Annotated in this window: 18 protein-coding genes; 2 read left to right on the plus strand and 16 right to left on the minus strand. The window is 60.3% G+C overall.

The window, feature by feature from the left end; translation table 11 throughout:
* Positions 1-39: 39 nt before the first annotated feature.
* On the minus strand, positions 40-516 hold the full coding sequence (locus DW943_RS03695) for a PTS sugar transporter subunit IIB (RefSeq protein WP_117647588.1): 477 nt from the start codon (positions 514-516) through the stop codon (positions 40-42).
* A 117-nt stretch (positions 517-633) separates the two neighbouring features.
* Positions 634-1,089: a hypothetical protein gene (locus DW943_RS03700; protein ID WP_233543591.1), complete on the minus strand. Its 456-nt coding sequence runs from the start codon at positions 1,087-1,089 to the stop codon at positions 634-636.
* A gap of 265 nt (positions 1,090-1,354) precedes the next feature.
* Between DW943_RS03700 and DW943_RS03705 the strand changes: the two genes are divergently transcribed.
* Positions 1,355-2,119, plus strand: a complete 765-nt coding sequence (locus tag DW943_RS03705) for a DeoR/GlpR family DNA-binding transcription regulator (RefSeq protein ID WP_233543592.1) — start codon at positions 1,355-1,357, stop codon at positions 2,117-2,119.
* 15 nt (positions 2,120-2,134) lie between these two features.
* Entirely contained in the window at positions 2,135-2,896 is a 762-nt protein-coding gene (locus DW943_RS03710) for a DeoR/GlpR family DNA-binding transcription regulator (RefSeq protein WP_117862215.1), read from the plus strand.
* Positions 2,897-2,995: 99 nt separating this feature from the next.
* Here the strand turns inward: DW943_RS03710 and DW943_RS03715 are convergent, their stop codons facing one another.
* The 14 genes from DW943_RS03715 to DW943_RS03780 all read right to left on the minus strand — a co-directional run bounded on the left by DW943_RS03715 (position 2,996) and on the right by DW943_RS03780 (position 15,655).
* Positions 2,996-3,223: a hypothetical protein gene (locus tag DW943_RS03715; RefSeq protein ID WP_233506705.1), complete on the minus strand. Its 228-nt coding sequence runs from the start codon at positions 3,221-3,223 to the stop codon at positions 2,996-2,998.
* 31 nt (positions 3,224-3,254) lie between these two features.
* Positions 3,255-3,881, minus strand: a complete 627-nt coding sequence (locus DW943_RS03720) for a histidine phosphatase family protein (protein ID WP_117862216.1) — start codon at positions 3,879-3,881, stop codon at positions 3,255-3,257.
* A gap of 39 nt (positions 3,882-3,920) precedes the next feature.
* Positions 3,921-5,075: a cation diffusion facilitator family transporter gene (locus tag DW943_RS03725; protein ID WP_199572766.1), complete on the minus strand. Its 1,155-nt coding sequence runs from the start codon at positions 5,073-5,075 to the stop codon at positions 3,921-3,923.
* A gap of 150 nt (positions 5,076-5,225) precedes the next feature.
* Positions 5,226-6,440, minus strand: coding sequence for a PTS fructose transporter subunit IIB (locus DW943_RS03730; RefSeq protein ID WP_117862218.1), 1,215 nt, complete (start codon positions 6,438-6,440; stop codon positions 5,226-5,228).
* Between the two features lie 40 nt (positions 6,441-6,480).
* Positions 6,481-8,205, minus strand: a complete 1,725-nt coding sequence (gene accD / locus DW943_RS03735) for an acetyl-CoA carboxylase, carboxyltransferase subunit beta (RefSeq protein WP_117862219.1) — start codon at positions 8,203-8,205, stop codon at positions 6,481-6,483.
* Positions 8,192-9,535, minus strand: coding sequence for an acetyl/propionyl/methylcrotonyl-CoA carboxylase subunit alpha (locus DW943_RS03740; protein WP_117862220.1), 1,344 nt, complete (start codon positions 9,533-9,535; stop codon positions 8,192-8,194). Before DW943_RS03740 ends, accD begins: the two co-directional genes overlap by 14 nt.
* Positions 9,536-9,545: 10 nt before the next feature.
* Complete coding sequence (fabZ, locus tag DW943_RS03745; protein ID WP_117862221.1) at positions 9,546-9,968, minus strand: 3-hydroxyacyl-ACP dehydratase FabZ; 423 nt, start codon at positions 9,966-9,968, stop codon at positions 9,546-9,548.
* A gap of 9 nt (positions 9,969-9,977) precedes the next feature.
* Positions 9,978-10,451 carry an acetyl-CoA carboxylase biotin carboxyl carrier protein gene (gene accB / locus DW943_RS03750; RefSeq protein WP_117862222.1) on the minus strand — a complete coding sequence of 158 codons (474 nt, stop codon included), beginning with the start codon at positions 10,449-10,451 and terminating at the stop codon, positions 9,978-9,980.
* A gap of 3 nt (positions 10,452-10,454) precedes the next feature.
* Positions 10,455-11,702, minus strand: a complete 1,248-nt coding sequence (gene fabF, locus DW943_RS03755) for a beta-ketoacyl-ACP synthase II (protein WP_117862223.1) — start codon at positions 11,700-11,702, stop codon at positions 10,455-10,457.
* Positions 11,703-11,741: 39 nt separating this feature from the next.
* Positions 11,742-12,515, minus strand: a complete 774-nt coding sequence (gene fabG, locus DW943_RS03760) for a 3-oxoacyl-[acyl-carrier-protein] reductase (protein ID WP_117862224.1) — start codon at positions 12,513-12,515, stop codon at positions 11,742-11,744.
* A gap of 30 nt (positions 12,516-12,545) precedes the next feature.
* Entirely contained in the window at positions 12,546-13,472 is a 927-nt protein-coding gene (locus DW943_RS03765) for an ACP S-malonyltransferase (RefSeq protein WP_117862225.1), read from the minus strand.
* Positions 13,460-14,404: an enoyl-[acyl-carrier-protein] reductase FabK gene (fabK, locus tag DW943_RS03770; protein WP_117862226.1), complete on the minus strand. Its 945-nt coding sequence runs from the start codon at positions 14,402-14,404 to the stop codon at positions 13,460-13,462. The genes DW943_RS03765 and fabK overlap by 13 nt, the downstream gene beginning before the upstream one ends.
* A gap of 2 nt (positions 14,405-14,406) precedes the next feature.
* Entirely contained in the window at positions 14,407-14,643 is a 237-nt protein-coding gene (locus DW943_RS03775) for an acyl carrier protein (RefSeq protein ID WP_055285196.1), read from the minus strand.
* Positions 14,644-14,695: 52 nt separating this feature from the next.
* Entirely contained in the window at positions 14,696-15,655 is a 960-nt protein-coding gene (locus tag DW943_RS03780) for a 3-oxoacyl-ACP synthase III family protein (RefSeq protein WP_117862227.1), read from the minus strand.
* Between the last annotated feature and the right edge of the window lie 63 nt (positions 15,656-15,718).

The following is a 15,718-nucleotide window of genomic DNA, read 5'->3' on the forward strand; positions in this document are numbered from 1 at the left end:
GCACGCCCCGGGTTCACATGCCCGGAGATGGTTACTTACTTAGTAGTTCTTGAGGAGCTCGGACACGGGCTCCTTGGAATCGCGCGTGGTGGTCTGCATCCAGCAGTCGACGCCGAGGCCAATGAGCTCCTCGAAGGCGGCCTTTTCCTCGGCGGTGACGGACATGTTCTTGTGCAGGCGATGACGCTGCTCGTTGAAGCGCATGCCGGAGACGTTCAGGTAGTCGAACGGCAAGCCGTTCTCGTGCAGCTTGAGGGCGTCGATGGGGTTGGTGAAGAGCACCATCGTGGCCTTCTTGAGCTCGGTCTTCTTGAGGACCTCAATGAACTTCTCGACACCGAAGACGGAGACCTTGATGTCGGGGGCCGCGAGGCCGGCGACGGACTTCTGGACGGGGTCGTTGGCGACCTTATCCGAGACAATGATTGCCGATTCGATGCCGAAGTCGGGAATCCAAGTGGTGGCGACCTGACCGTGGATCAGGCGGTCATCGATGTCGACGAGTTTGAGTGCCATGATGTTCTCCTTTTCGTTTGCACGTTCCTTCAGTACCGTTTACGAATGCTCTGCTCGATCGAGGCGCCCACTCGGGGGATACGGGTGAGCGCCACTCGAATCGACGGGCTAACGAGCCTAGAGGTCCAAATCGTCCTCGTCTGCCTCCACGGCCGGAGCGGGAGCCTTGATCTCCTGCTGGGCCCCGGCGTGAGCGGCAGTGAGCTGGGCACGGACCGCGTCGGCGGAATCGAGGCCATCGCGGGTGAGCAGGAGCTCGACCGCAACGGGCATGGACAGGCCAGTGTAGGCAACCATGTTCATGCCGTTGAGCAGGCAGCGGGTAGTCACGTTGAATGGGGTGCCGCCGTAGATGTCGCATAGGGTGACGACGAGTTCGCACTCGGCGCTGAGGGTCTCGTAAGCCTCGCGCATCTCGGACTCGAAAGACTCCAGGCTCTTCTCGGCGGTGAGACCAAGAGCGATGACATCAGGCTGCTTGCCCGCAATCATCTCGACGGCGCCGAGGGCGGCCTGAGCGAACTCTCCGTGACTTGCAAGGATGACACCGATACGCATCTTCTGTCCTTTCATACTTATTAATTCTCTTCGTTCTGTTCGTTCTGTTCGTTCTGTTCGTTCTGTTCGTTCTGTTCGTTTATGTTCGTCTATATTTGTTTATTGGTCAAGAGATGATTTTTGGAATGAGCTCTATTTACCTCCTATTTGATGGTTTTTTCCGTGAGCGTTATGTTTTGACCGGTGAAAGGTAATGTGCCTTCGTGAACGGTTTGCGTTTATTTATGTTGTTCGTTTACATTGAAATAAGAACAAACGCTCGATGAGGGAGTCGGCACTCATGAAATCCGAACGCCAGCAGGCCATTCTCGACTTGCTCGATCAACATCATTCGGTATCGGTAAACGAGATATCTAATACCCTATCTGTTTCGGATATGACCATCAGGCGTGACCTGGCCGAGCTTGCCGACAAGGGCCTTCTTGTGCGCGTACACGGAGGGGCTCAGCTTCCACACTCCGCCCACGGAACAGCCCTTTCACGTTTGACCCCGCATGAGGAGAAACGTCGTTTTCAAGTTGATCAGAAACGTGCCGCTGCTATAGCCGCCGCCCAAACCGTCTCAGCCGGCGATACGATCTTTCTCGGTGGAGGCTCCACTCTCGAGCTCATGTGTTCGTATTTGCCCCAGGAGGACATACGCGTCGTCACCAACAGTCTTCCCGTGCTGAACCTGCTAGCCGACAATCCACATATAGATCTATTCTTTGTTGGTGGCATGATGCGTCACGACACGCGAGTTTTCACCATGCCATACAACGGCCGCGGCCCCTACGGTCTATCCGCTCCCAAGGCCTACGTCTCGGCAACCGGTATTTTTGGAAACGAGGTCTTTGGCTCTCGTCCCGATGCAGCCATGGTCCTCTCAGACGCTCTTTCTCGAGCTCAGGAGCGTTATCTTGTTGTAGATGCTGAAAAAGTCGGAAGGCGCGACTTCTGCCTTTTCACCACACTGGAGGATATGACCGCGGCATTCATTAACGAGGACGCAGACCCCCGGACCATCGAGGCCCTCCGCGCCTATACCTCCGTCATTACCGCATAATCCAATTGGCAAGCCATGCTTAAACCCGAACGTCACGAACAATTACTTGAGCTGTGCGCTCAGCGCGGAATGGTCACTGTTGCCCAAGCCGCAACAATCTTTGGTATATCTGAAATGACCGCTCGAAGAGACTTCGATGAGCTCTCGCGACGCGCTGGCGTCATCCGCGAGTACGGTGGCATCCGACTTTCAAGCGGCTCCCCCATTGCCGAAGAGGTCCCATTTTTTGAAAAGCTCTCAATCCGCTCCCCTGAAAAAGAGCATATCGCACGCACCGCTGTCAACCTCATCAGAGAGCGCGACACCATCTTCCTCGGACCCGGTTCGACTTGCGCTCTCATCGCCCGTGCGCTGCCGCGCATGCGGCTGCGCGTCATCACAAACAGCATCATCGTGCTGAACATGCTCCAGACGCGTAACGATGTGGAGATCTGGGCCCTGGGAGGACAGTATCGCAAACGATCGGGTTCTTTCGTCGGGCCCATCGCCGAAGATGCTCTCGCCCCGCTCGGTATCGACACTTGCTTTATCGGCACCAACGGCGTACTCGCCCAATCCATCTCCTGTTCTAACCTTGAGGAAGGACGCTTACAGGCGCTCGCTTGCGATCGCGCCGCCAAGCGTTACCTTGTCTGCGATTCAAGCAAGATCGGACAGATGGACTTCTTCGGCTTCTTCAATCTCGATCAAATGGACGCACTCATCACCGATGCAAATGTCAACGACAAACAGCGTTCCATGGTTCTCGAATCAACTCGCATCATCGTCGCAGAATAGGCCTGTTTTGATTTAGCTGGACACCACAGCAAAGACCCCGATTCGATAAAGCCGAATCGGGGTCTCATTATTCGCATCAAATCGCAAATAGGTCAGCAGCTACTTCTCAGTGTAGACGCTCTCGCCACCGAGATAGGTCTCGACGAGGGATAGGTCGGGGTTGAGGACGACAACCTCACCCACGTAATCGGAGGTGCCGGCACCGGTGAGCACCACATTGAGGCGACCGTCGCCCATGGCGCGGGCGTCGGCCAGGAACGCCTCGACGGCCTCAAGGTTATCCTTGTAGATGTTCAGCGTGTCAAGCCAAAGCTCGGGAGACGACACGTTGATGTCTGCTAAACCTTGCTCGCTCAGGCTAATATCTTTGCTGGGGATCGATGATTTGCTGCAAGGTGAACTTGCATTGCATTGGCTCGCCTTCTGCTTGTGGCGCTGACTCTTCGAAATCGAAAATCATGATGGCGCAGTTAGGAAGCTTTGTTGGGAGCTCGAAGCTCTCTGGGGCTGCAGCCTTGATGAATTGGCGGCTGGCGCTGCCGTGGCTTACTGCTAGGAGGGTTTCGGTGTCCTTAGCGCTCATGAGATTGGTGAGGGTGGCCACCATGCGCTCTTGCAGTGCGTGGCTTCCTTCTCCTCCGAATGGGATTAAGTCCTCGCCTGGATCCCAGACGTCGGTGGGCAGGGCATCGTGGGGGCCTTCTTCGAAGGTACCGTAGCTGCGCTCGATGATGCCCTCGCAGGGCTCGACTGCTGCGTCCAGGCCGAGGAGTTCGGTTGCGACGAGACTTGCCGTGTCCATGGCGCGGCCTAAGGGCGAAGAGACCACCTTGTCGGGGACGACGCCGTGGGCTTTGAGCCATGCAGCTGCCGCCCGTGCCTGCTGGCGGCCCAAAACGGTCAGCGGTGAATCGCAGCGACCCTGGACGAGCTTTTTTACGTTGAATTCTGTCTGACCGTGGCGGAGTAGATATAGACGTTTCATGCTCTCCCCTTCTGTATAACTTGCTGTAACGGCACAGCCCTACTCGTGGGTATGGCCTACGTAGTCTTCGTCGATCGTGATCTTGGCAATCGACTTGGGATATTCGGATTCGACACGTTTCGCCAACGCGCGCTTTAGGTCCTCGGCGCTCATCGCCAAATCCGAGGGTCGAACACAGTCAAAAATCACATTGGTGTGCGTAGGGCCCGGCACGCAACGCAAATCGTGAATCGAAAGGCGGCCATCGATCTGTTGAGCCATTGCGTTGATGTGCAGTCGCATGCTCGCCACCTCTGGATCGTCGGTCACGATGGGATCGTAATGGAGCGTGACGATCATGCCATCTTCGTCCCTAAATGCCTTTTCAATGTTGTCAAGCGTGTCGTGGCTATCCAGCGGGCTGGTCTCGGCTGCCATCTCGGCGTGAGCGCTTGCAAACTTCCTGCCCGGGCCGTAGTCGTGAACCATCAAATCGTGAACGCCCAAAACGCCGGGGTAGCTCATGATCTTGTCTCGAATGTGCTTGACCAGCTTAGGATCGGGCGCCTGGCCCAAAAGCGGGCTCACCGTATCTTGGATGAGTTCAAAACCGCTCCAGCCAATATAGGCGCCAACGGCAAGTCCAACCCAAGCGTCAAGATTGACATGCACCACCTGGGAAACAATCGCGCACGCCAGCACAGCACCCGTAGCTAGGACATCGTTCTTTGAGTCCTGAGCGGTCGCATGCAGCGTCTCGGACTCAATACGATCGCCGAGCTTTTGGTTGAGGGCCGCCATCCAGAGCTTTACGACCATCGAAAGCACTAGAACCGCCACCAGGGCAAGCGAGAACTCGACAGGCTCGGGGTTGACAATTCGCTCCACCGACGACTTCACCAGCTCAACGCCAATCAGCAGCACGAGCGCCGCCACGACCAGACCCGAGAGATACTCGTAGCGGCCATGTCCGTAAGGATGCTCGGGGTCGGCCGGCTTGCCCGCCAGCTTAAAGCCAAGCACGCTCACGATGTTCGAGCTGGCATCAGACAGGTTGTTCATAGCGTCCGCCACAATCGAAACCGATCCCGACAGCACGCCAATTGCACCCTTCGCAGCGCAAAGCGCAACATTGGCGAGAATACACACTATGCCCGTCAACGTTCCCACGCGCGCACGGTCGCCCTGCGCACGACGAACAATCCACTCGACCATCCTCATCAGTCCCCACGGTACTACCTATATATCTATTGCTCAAACGGATTGTAGTGTAGCCACTTTGTCCTCCAGATACAAAAAGGCCGCAGCCCACACGGGCCGCAGCCTTGGAATATGACAAAGGAATCGTCCTTTTGTCGCACAGATTTATGCGCTTGCTTCAGCAGCGCTCGCCACTGTTTCGAGCGAATCAGCTTCGTCTTCTGCCGCCTGCACCTTTGTCGGCACCACGCCAAAGCAGTAGCTCAGCGCCGCAGACACCGCAAATGCTGCGCCGCCGGCAGCGCAGCACCACAGCAGATTCGAGATGCCGCCCGTGGCAAAGCCAATGACCATAAGAACATTCGTCATACCGATAGTATAAGCCGTAACGTGGCCTACGGCCGCAACAAGGCCTCCGACGGCGCCGCCAACGGCCATGCACGTCAGACACCTGCCATATTTAAAGCCGCATCCGTACAGCGCTGGCTCGCTTACGCCGCCAAGAATACCCGAGATTGAATAGCCCAGCATGAGCGCCTTCTCGTCCTTATCCGCAACGCGGAGCGACGCGCCAAAGGGCATACCCCAAACGGCGAACGTTGCCATCGTCGCGGCGATCAGGATGCACGAATCCGTTCCCACACTCATAAACTGCGCATAGGCGAGCGATAGGACAACGTTGCTGACACCCGCGATCTTAAGAAACTCCCAGCCCGCGGCAAGCCCCATGAGCGTGAGCAGCGACACGATGCCACCGGAATTGCCAAGCATAAACATAAGCTGTCCCAACAGCATGCCCAGATAGCTGCCTGCCGGCGCCGTAACACACAGCGACACCGGAACCATAACGAGCATGGTTGCAAACGGTACAAAAGAAAACGCCACAGCCTGAGGGATAGTGCGCTTAAAGAAACGCTCCACCTGCCATAGCACGGGCACCGAGATGAGAACCGGAATAACAGTCGTTGTGTAATCGTTGACCGGCGCGGGAACCAGACCATACACATAAGTCATCGATGCCCCCGTCGTCGATGCGGCATCGACGAGCTTAAGCAGATCGGGCGCAATCAATACGCCGCCCAGCATCATGCCCAGCTGCTCCGAGCAACCGAGCTGGCGGGCGGCCGCCCAACCAAGATAAATGGGCAAAAAGTAGTAGCCGGCGTTATAGAGCCAACTGTAGAACAGGCGATAGATTTCGGAATCGGCAGACCACAGGCCCAGCATGCCTTCGCCCATAACGACGGCGGCGGTGCGGAACAACGCCGCGCAAACAATAAACGGCAGCGCCGACATCATGCTTTTGGACAGATAGTCCACCACGGCCATGGCGTTTGATGAAACCGTCGTTGTAAACGAGGTGTTAGAAACTTGTGACATGGAACGCCTTTCCCAATGTGACATGCGGGCTGTCCCTTTGTCACATCGTGCGGTACTGACCGATTGCGCGGTACTTTTCGTAGCGGAGGTTTGTGAGGGTCGCGTCGTCGAGCTGCCCAAGCGTATCGAAGGCATCAAATGCCGAGGACATGACGGCACCGGCGATCTCCTCATGCGACAGGCCCCTATCGTCGACAATGCCGTCGATGATGCCGAGCGCCAACAGATCGGGGGCCGTGAGCTTAAGCGCCTCAGCGGCCTCATTCGCGCGCTCGGTATCCTTCCACAGGATCGACGCACAGGCCTCGGGGCTCACGACCGAATAGGCCGAGCTTGAGAGCATCAGGATGCGGTCGGCCACGGACAGCGCCAGCGCGCCACCAGAGCCGCCCTCGCCTGTCACCACCGAGACAATCGGCGTCTTAAGGCCGCTCATCTCCATGAGATTCTGGGCAATCGCCTCGCCCTGGCCGCGCTCCTCGGCACCGATGCCGCAAAACGCGCCCGAAGTATCAACCAGGCACAGAACCGGCCGACCAAATTTCTCGGCTTGGTGCATCAGGCGACGTGCCTTGCGGTAGCCCTCGGGATGTGCCATACCAAAGTTGCGACGCATGCGCTCTTTGGTCGTGGTACCGCGCTCGATGGCGATAACCGTCACGGGTCGCCCGTCTTTCCAGCCGATGCCGCCCACCACGGCAGCATCGTCGCCAAAGTAGCGGTCGCCGTGCAGCTCTACGAATCCGTCGAGACCCAACGAGATCATCTCGCCTGCCGTGGCGCGGTTCGCCGAGCGAGTCTGTTTGACGATTTCGAGCGCGCTTTTTGGTGCGACCGAGCGCTTAAACAAGTGTCCCAGCTTTTTGTCGCGACGACCCGTATGCACGATCTCATGCGGTGCCCCCAGGCCGGGCGCGTGCCCTTCGTGCAGCGCCAGCAGCTCGCCTACCGTGAGCGCAATCTCACCACGCGGAACAACGGCATCGCAAAAGCCGTGCTCCAGCAAAAACTCGGAGCGCTGAAATCCCTTGGGCAGGCGCTTGTGCATGTTCTGCTCGATCACGCGCGGGCCGGCAAATGCCGTCAGGGCATCGGGCTCGGCCAGGATAATGTCGCCCTCCATGGCAAAGCTCGCGGTTACGCCGCCGGTCGTGGGGTCGGTGAGCACCGTGATATACAGGCCGCCCGCCTCGCTGTGGCGCCTAACCGCCGCAGAAATCTTGGCCATCTGCATAAGCGATGTCACGCCCTCTTGCATGCGCGCACCGCCCGAAACGGTAAAGCCGACAACTGGCAATCCCAGCTCGGTCGCATGCTCAAATGTGCGACAGATCTTCTCGCCCACCACGGAGCCCATCGAGCCCATCATAAAGTTGGCATCCATAAAGAAGAGCGCGGTATCGCAACCGCAGATTTTGCCCCTGCCGCACACAACGGCATCGCGCTCGCCCGAACGCTCGCTCACGCTCTTGAGTTTGTCGGCATAACCGGGAAACGAGAGGAAGTCCTCCGACGCCAGATTAGCATCCCATTCCTCAAACGTGCCCTCGTCGACCGTCATGCGCATACGGTCGCGCCCACTCACGCGAAAGTGCTTGCCGCAACGGGGGCACACCTCGAGGTTGTCGTGCAGGCGTGCCTCATCGATCACACGGCGGCACTCCGGGCACTTGATAAACACGTGGCGCGCGGGAAACTCGGCGCATGACTCGGTCATCGGCCCCTCGAGGACGTTGACCGTCTTCGCTTTCCTATTCATCAGCATAGAGATGCCCCATCAGATCGGTGTGATACATGCCCGACAAGAACTCGTCGTTTGCCAGCACGTCGAGCTGAAGCTCGCTGTTTTCGCTCACGCCCCCAATCACGAGCTCGCCCAGGGCCGAGCGCATCTTGCGAATGGCGCCGTCACGCGTGGGCGCACACACGATGAGCTTGCCGAGCATGGAGTCGTAGTACGGCGGAACTTTCGCACCGGTAAACATGGCGGAATCCCAGCGCACGCGCGGGCCACCCGGCACACGCAACGCGGTGACCGTTCCGCACGACGGCAGAAAGTCCGGCGTTTCGGCATTGATGCGGCACTCCATGGCGTGGTTGCGCACCGGCATGTCCTCCTGCTCAAAGGGCAGAGGCTGGCCGGCTGCCACGCGCAGCTGCCACTTGACCAAGTCGGTATCGGTTACAAACTCTGTAACCGGATGCTCCACCTGCAAGCGCGTGTTCATTTCCATAAAGTAGAAATTGCCGTCGTCCGAGTACAGAAACTCGATGGTGCCAGCGCCCTCATAACCGACGGCACGAGCCAAGTCGCGCGCGGCCTTGTGCATGCGCGCGCGAATATCGTCGCGTCCGTCGAGGCACGGCGCGGGGCTCTCCTCGATCAGCTTTTGGTTGCGGCGCTGCACCGAGCACTCGCGCTCGCCGAGTGAAAACACATGGCCCTGCTTATCGGCCATAATCTGTACCTCAACGTGATGCGCCGGCGCGACGAACTTCTCCATGTAGCACTCGCCGTCGCCAAAAACGGCCTCGCCCTCGGCACGCGCCTCGATGAACGCCTTTGCCGCGTCTTCCACGCGCTCGACCTTGCGAATACCGCGACCGCCACCGCCGGCACGCGCCTTGATGAGCACGGGACAGCCGATGCGCTCGGCCTCGGCCGTCGCCTCCTCGGGGCTTTTGAGCAAATCGCAGCCCGGCACGATGGGCACGCCCGCGGCAGCAGCCGTTCGGCGTGCGGCGTCCTTGTCGCCCATGCTGTCGATCACCTCGGCCGAAGGACCGACAAACGCCAGACCGTATTTGTCGCAGTCGCGCACGAAGCTCGCCTTCTCTGAGAAAAAGCCATAGCCGGGATGAATTGCCTTAGCTCCCGACTTTACGGCACAGGTGAGCACGGCATCGTCGTTGAGGTAGCTCTCGGCAAGACGCGGGCCGCCGATGCAATACGCCTCGTCGGCAAGCTGCACGTGTAGCGCGTCCGCATCGGCCGTGGAATAAACGGCGACGGTCTTGATGCCCATATCGCGGCACGCGCGGATAACACGGACCGCGACTTCGCCGCGGTTGGCGATGAGCACTTTGTCGAACATGAAGCCTTCCTTAACTTTCGTACATGAGTGCAAAAGACATATCGGCGCGGCAGCAAACCTCACCGTTGACGCTCGCAGTACCCGTCGCAAAGCGGAACGGCCCGTGCGCACGCGTGATGGAGCACACCAGATCCACCGTGTCGCCCGGGCGCACCGGACGCTTAAAGCGCACCTTGTCCAGACTCGTGTAGAACGGCGTCGCGCCGCTCGCCTCCTCATCGCCCATCAGCAGCACGCAGCAGTTCTGGGCGAGCATCTCGCACTGAATCACGCCGGGGACGACCGGGTTTCCCGGAAAATGCCCCTGCAAAAAGTACTCGTCGCCCGTAATCGTGATCTTGCCGTGGGCCTCGTCGCCCACCAGCTCGGCTTCGTCGAGCAAAAGCATCGGCTCGCGATGCGGCAACAGCTTCTTGAGCTCTTCTTTGTTCATGGATATCACCTATCCGATCCTCATAAGACAGCTGCCGAACTCCACGAGGTCGCCGTCGGCCACGCAGATCTCAAGCACCTCGCCATCCGCCTCGGCCGTCACCTCGTTGAGAACCTTCATGGCCTCGATGATGCAGAGGGTCTCGCCGGCCTTGACCTTGGAGCCCACGTGCACAAACGGCTCGTCGCCCGGCGCTGGGGCAGCATAGAAAACGCCGACCATGGGAGCAGTCACCTCGGTGCCCTTAGGCTCCGGCGCGGCGGCAGGTGTCTGCGCGGCGGGTTCCGGTGCGGCAGGCGCGACTGTGGGAGCTGTAACTTGAGCGGCCATGGCACTCGGCACGGGCATGGGCACGGCAACCGGCTGCGCCGCACTCGCGCGCTCGAGCTCGACCGCGGTGCCATCGGGCTCCTCAACACGCACGCGCGTGAGGCCGCGGTCCTCCATAACATCGGCTATCTCGGCAAGTCTTTTGGAATCCATGCTCTAGCTCCTTGCATATCTACGCAGCGCGATGGCGGCGTTGTGCCCGCCAAAGCCCAGGTTGGTCGAAAGCGCCCAGGTAAGGTCGGCGCGAACCGCACGATTAGGCGTGTAATCAAGATCGCAGGCGGGATCGGGCGTGTGGTAGTTAATGGTCGGGGGCACCACGCCCTGCTCGAGCGCCATGGCACAGGCCATGACCTCGATGGCCCCCGTGGCACCGATCATGTGCCCCGTCATCGACTTGGTCGACGAGACGTGCGCGGCGCGTGCCGCGTCCTCGCCGAGTGCACGCTTAATGCCCGCCGTCTCGGACGAATCGTTGAGTTTAGTCGAGGTGCCGTGAGCGTTGATGTAGAGGCCCTCGGAAGGCTTAACGTCGCCCTCGGCCACCGCCAGCGATATCGCACGGGCAATGCCGGCAGCCTCGGGATCGGGGCTCGTGATGTGATAGGCATCATCGGTGTTGCCGTAGCCCACGACCTCGGCATAAATGTGCGCACCGCGCGCCTGCGCATGTTCCATGCTCTCGAGCACGAGCACGCAGGCGCCCTCGCCCATCACAAAGCCGTCGCGATTCGCATCGAACGGACGACAAGCCGTCGCAGGATCGGGATTGGTAGTGAGTGCACGGCAGGACGTAAAGCCCGCAACGGCATCGGGGATGATGGCCGCCTCGGCACCGCCGGCGAGAATCGCATCGGCATAGCCATGCTTGATGGCGCGGAACGCCTCGCCCACGGCATGGGCCGAGGTCGCGCACGCGGTCACCACGGGCAGGGTCGGGCCTTTTGCCTTGTGGCGGATCGCGATATTGCCCGAAGCCATATTGGGGATCATCATCGCAATCATGTAAGGCGATGCGCGGCGGGGCCCACGGTCGGCAATCGTATGGACGTTGTCGACAAGCGTCTGCATGCCGCCCACGCCTGAACCCACGTAGACGCCCAGGCGCTCGCGATCGATGGCGCCTTCGACATCAAAGCCCGCATCGTGCATGGCCTCGTCCGACGCCGCCAGTGCAAACTGAACGCAGGGGTCTAAGTGCTTGGCATCGTGCTTGCCAAAGTAGTCGTTGCCGTCAAAGCCCTTGACCTCGGCCGCCACCTTGACGGCAAACGCATCCGTATCGAAGTGCGTAATCGGGCCGATGCCACAGGTCCCGGCACACATGGCCGCCCAGGTGGCAAGCGCGGTGTTGCCAAGCGGCGACACGGCACCGATGCCGGTGATTACAACTCTCTGTTCCATCATGCTCTCCTCATCCAAGCCGTTCTTCGGCCCTGGTTTCTACATCGCCATTCCGCCGTCGACGCGCACGACCTCACCCGTAATGTAGGCAGCCGCATCACTCGCCAAAAAGCGCACCACGCCGGCCACTTCCTCGGGGCGTGCCATGCGCTTAAGGGGAATCTGTTCCTCGGTTGCCGCACGCACCTTCTCCGAGAGCTTTGCCGTCATATCTGTCTCGACAAACCCGGGAGCGACCGCATTAACCCTCACGCCGCGGGGCGCAAGCTCGCGTGCCACCGCCTTGGTAAGCCCTATCACGCCCGCCTTGGAGGCAGCGTAGTTGGCTTGCCCGGCATTGCCCATTAGGCCCACGACCGAGCTCATGTTGATGACGCAACCGCCGCGCTGACGCATAAAGGTCTTGGTGAGCGCGCGCGTCGTGTTGAACGTGCCCTTGAGATTGACATCGAGCACGCGGTCGAAGGCATCGTCGCCCATACGCATGAGCAGGCCATCGCGGGTGATGCCGGCGTTGTTGACAAGCGCCCAAATGGAGCCAAAGTCGTTGAGGACCGTCTCCACGCACGCGTTGACGGCATCGGGCTCGGCCACGTCACATTGATATGCGCGCGCCGTGGCGCCAGCCGCCTCGCAGGCTTCGCACGTCTCACGCGCCGCATCGACGCCGCCGGCATAGATGACGGCGATATCAAAGCCGTCCTCCGCCAGGCCCACGGCACAAGCGCGACCGATACCGCGCGAGGCGCCCGTGACCAGCGCCACGCGACGCGAGTCGATGCGCTCGAGCGCGCCGTTGTTCAAGTTGCCCATGTCATTCCTTTCGGGTTACAGCCCTATGGGCTATGCGAGCTCGTTGGCAATAGCTGCGACCTGTTCTGCCGTTTCGCACGAATACACGCGAACGTCGCTCAACGTACGCTTGACCAAGCCGGACAGCGTTTTGCCAGGGCCGACCTCAATAAACGTATCGATGCCTTGATCCTGCAGAGCATGCAGCGTGTCGACCCAGCGCACGGCATGACTCACCTGGTTGGCAAGCATCTCCGCTGCCGCCTGCGGGTCGGCCGGATAGGGCGCCGCTGTCATATTTGCCATAACAGGAATGAGCAGCGGGGACGGCGCGTGACCGGCCTCGATATATGCAGCAAGGCCACAGGTCGCCTCGGCCATATAGGGGCTATGGAATGCACCCGACACCGCGACCTTCATGGCGCGACCGCCAGCCTCTTTCACTAGAACGTCGAGCTCCTGCAGCGCCTCGGGCGCTCCGGCCACAACCGTCTGCTGGGGGCTGTTGTAGTTGACCGGCCAGCAGTCCTCGCCGGCCTGTTTTGCCAAGCCCTCGACCTGCGCCGCATCGAGTTTGATGACGGCGCGCATGCCGCCGGGGTGACGCTCGGCCGCCGTGGCCATCAATGCCGCGCGCTCACATACGAGCTCAAAACCCGCTCGCGTATCGAATGCCCCCGCAAAGGTGAGTGCAGCGACCTCGCCCAGCGAGAATCCCGCACAGGCGGCAGGCACCACGCCGCGCTCGCGCAGGGCGACGGCGACAGCCAAGTCGTGCACGAACACGCAAGGCTGCGTGTTCTCGGTCTGCGAGAGCTCCTCCTTGGAGGCGCTCCGGCACTGCTCGCTGGTCCCCGGGCGCACCTCGTCGGCAATGGCGAACACCTCGGCAGCCGCCGGCGATGCTTCGATGAGGTCGACGCCCATCGCGGGGTGCTGGGCACCCTGACCGGCAAACAGAAACGCTACGCTACCCATGCGGACGCACCCTTCAGGACATGCTCGGCGCCGCCGACCAGATCGTCGACGATTTCGCGAGCGCTCTGGCGCTCGTTGACCATGCCGGCAATCTGTCCGCACAAATACGAACCCTCTTCGTAATTACCGTCCTTTGCCGCCTTGCGAAGCGCACCCGTGCCCATGGCCCCGAGCTCCTCGGGACTTGCGCCCGCCGCCTCGTTCTTGGCATACGCGTTGGTGAAGGGGCTCTTGAGGGCACGAACCGGATGTCCCGTCGAGCGACCGGTCGCGCGCGTCGACGTGTCGCCTGCCTTGAGCACCAGCTCTTTGTACTGTTCGGATACGGTGCACTCGTTTGCGACCAGAAAGCGTGTTCCCACCTGGACGCCGGCAGCGCCGAGCATAAAGGCGGCCGCCACACCGCGGCCATCGGCGATACCGCCAGCCGCGACCACGGGAATATCGACCGCATCGACAACCTGCGGCACCAGTGCCATCGTCGAGGTCTCGCCAATATGGCCGCCTGATTCGGTGCCTTCGGCAACCACGGCGGTGGCCCCGCGACGCGCCACGAGACGCGCCAGCGCCACCGAGGCAACGACCGGGATGACCTTGATGCCCGCCTCGTTCCACGCCTTCATGTACTTGGTGGGATTGCCGGCGCCGGTCACCACAACGGGCACCCGCTCATCAATCACCACTTGTGCGACCTCGTCGACAAACGGGCTCATGAGCATAACGTTGACGCCAAAGGGCTTATCCGTCTTGGCGCGCAGCTCGTGAATCTGATCGCGCAGCCAGTTGGCATCGGCATTCATGGCCGCGATAATGCCTAAGCCGCCCGCCTCGGACACGGCCGATGCCAGCGAGGCGTCAGCAATCCAGGCCATGCCGCCCTGGAACACAGGCTTTTCGATGCCGAGCAGATCGCAGAGAGGAGACTTGAGCATCACTACTTCTCCAATGCCGCCTCGACCGTATCGACGAACTCGCCGACCGTCTTGGGGTTCTCCTCGGTATCGAGCTCAATGCCAAACTCGTCCTCGACGGCAACGAGGATCTCGACGGTACCCAGGCTGTCGAGGCCAATCTCCTCGAGCGTGGACTCGGGCTTCATCTCGACATCGTCAAGGCCGGCGGTCTCGCGGATAACGTCGCAAACGCGCTCGAAGGTCTTCTGATCTGCCATGGTAGTTCTCCTTTGTTTGTGCCCCAGGGGCGTTTTCATTTCCTATGTGCAGCTACTTCCAGCGAAGTAGATAGCCACCTACATCCAAGCCGGCGCCAAATCCAACGAGGGCGATGGTGTCGCCCGCATTCAGTGCGTTGGTGCGCGCCAGCCGATCAAGCGCAAAGGGAATGCAGGCGCTCGAAATATTGCCGGTTTCACGCAACGTTCGGACCACACAGTCGTCCGGCACACCTAAGCGCTTGACCGCCTGGCTCAGGATTCGTTCGTTAGCCTGATGGAATACAAAATGATCGATGTCTTCGACCGCAATGCTCGCATCGCTCGCAAGCTTATGGACCATGTCGCAGATGGCATTGACGCCGAACTTGAACACACGACGACCGTTCATGGACAGCACGCTTTCGCGGTCCTGCGCTGTCTTATACGGCGAGGAGCCCGCCAATCCGGGGACGCGCAGTGTTTCGACGTCAGGCGACGTCGAAAGCTCAACGGCGAGGGGATTCTCTACCCCAGCCTCTATGACCGCAGCACCCGCGCCATCACCAAAGAGCACGCACGTGGCACGGTCGGTCCAGTCGAGCGCGCGCGTCATCTGCTCGGCAGCAACGATAAGCACGCGCCTGGCACGACCGCGGGCGATATAGCCCTCGGCGACATCGAGCGCAAATACGAAGCCGGCACAAGCCGCCGAAACGTCGAAGGCAGGACATGTGGCACCCAGGCGCTCAGCAACGGCGCACGCTTCGGCGGGAACGAGATGATCGCCCGTCGTCGTCGAACAGACGATAAGATCCAGCTGACTCGCATCGATTCCGGACGTCTGGAGCGCTTGCTCGCTCGCTGCCACGGCAAGGTCGTCGAGCGACTCGGTGGTGCACACATGGCGGCTCTTGATGCCCGTGCGGGTAAAAATCCACTCATCCGAGGTATCGAGGAACTCGGACAGCTCGTCATTGGAAACTCTGCGCTTGGGAAGCGCCGAGCCTGTTCCAAGAATCGTGAAACCCATCACTAACCTCCTTTGAGTTGTTGACGTGTTTACATCGACCAAGAGAGGATAGCGCATTCTTCG

It is taken from the genome of Collinsella sp. AM44-11 (genome assembly GCF_003467145.1).
In the GTDB taxonomy this organism is placed as follows: Bacteria; Actinomycetota; Coriobacteriia; order Coriobacteriales; family Coriobacteriaceae; genus Collinsella.

What these genes read in the sequence shown, in the direction of transcription:
- DW943_RS03695 (WP_117647588.1), bottom strand. Translation starts at nt 516, where the DNA reads ATGGCACTCAAACTCGTCGACATCGATGACCGCCTGATCCACGGTCAG.
- DW943_RS03700 (WP_233543591.1), bottom strand. Translation starts at nt 1,089, where the DNA reads ATGAAAGGACAGAAGATGCGTATCGGTGTCATCCTTGCAAGTCACGGA.
- DW943_RS03705 (WP_233543592.1), top strand. Translation starts at nt 1,355, where the DNA reads ATGAAATCCGAACGCCAGCAGGCCATTCTCGACTTGCTCGATCAACAT.
- DW943_RS03710 (WP_117862215.1), top strand. Translation starts at nt 2,135, where the DNA reads ATGCTTAAACCCGAACGTCACGAACAATTACTTGAGCTGTGCGCTCAG.
- DW943_RS03720 (WP_117862216.1), bottom strand. Translation starts at nt 3,881, where the DNA reads ATGAAACGTCTATATCTACTCCGCCACGGTCAGACAGAATTCAACGTA.
- DW943_RS03725 (WP_199572766.1), bottom strand. Translation starts at nt 5,075, where the DNA reads ATGGTCGAGTGGATTGTTCGTCGTGCGCAGGGCGACCGTGCGCGCGTG.
- DW943_RS03730 (WP_117862218.1), bottom strand. Translation starts at nt 6,440, where the DNA reads ATGTCACAAGTTTCTAACACCTCGTTTACAACGACGGTTTCATCAAAC.
- accD (WP_117862219.1), bottom strand. Translation starts at nt 8,205, where the DNA reads ATGCTGATGAATAGGAAAGCGAAGACGGTCAACGTCCTCGAGGGGCCG.
- DW943_RS03740 (WP_117862220.1), bottom strand. Translation starts at nt 9,535, where the DNA reads ATGTTCGACAAAGTGCTCATCGCCAACCGCGGCGAAGTCGCGGTCCGT.
- fabZ (WP_117862221.1), bottom strand. Translation starts at nt 9,968, where the DNA reads ATGAACAAAGAAGAGCTCAAGAAGCTGTTGCCGCATCGCGAGCCGATG.
- accB (WP_117862222.1), bottom strand. Translation starts at nt 10,451, where the DNA reads ATGGATTCCAAAAGACTTGCCGAGATAGCCGATGTTATGGAGGACCGC.
- fabF (WP_117862223.1), bottom strand. Translation starts at nt 11,702, where the DNA reads ATGGAACAGAGAGTTGTAATCACCGGCATCGGTGCCGTGTCGCCGCTT.
- fabG (WP_117862224.1), bottom strand. Translation starts at nt 12,515, where the DNA reads ATGGGCAACTTGAACAACGGCGCGCTCGAGCGCATCGACTCGCGTCGC.
- DW943_RS03765 (WP_117862225.1), bottom strand. Translation starts at nt 13,472, where the DNA reads ATGGGTAGCGTAGCGTTTCTGTTTGCCGGTCAGGGTGCCCAGCACCCC.
- fabK (WP_117862226.1), bottom strand. Translation starts at nt 14,404, where the DNA reads ATGCTCAAGTCTCCTCTCTGCGATCTGCTCGGCATCGAAAAGCCTGTG.
- DW943_RS03775 (WP_055285196.1), bottom strand. Translation starts at nt 14,643, where the DNA reads ATGGCAGATCAGAAGACCTTCGAGCGCGTTTGCGACGTTATCCGCGAG.
- DW943_RS03780 (WP_117862227.1), bottom strand. Translation starts at nt 15,655, where the DNA reads ATGGGTTTCACGATTCTTGGAACAGGCTCGGCGCTTCCCAAGCGCAGA.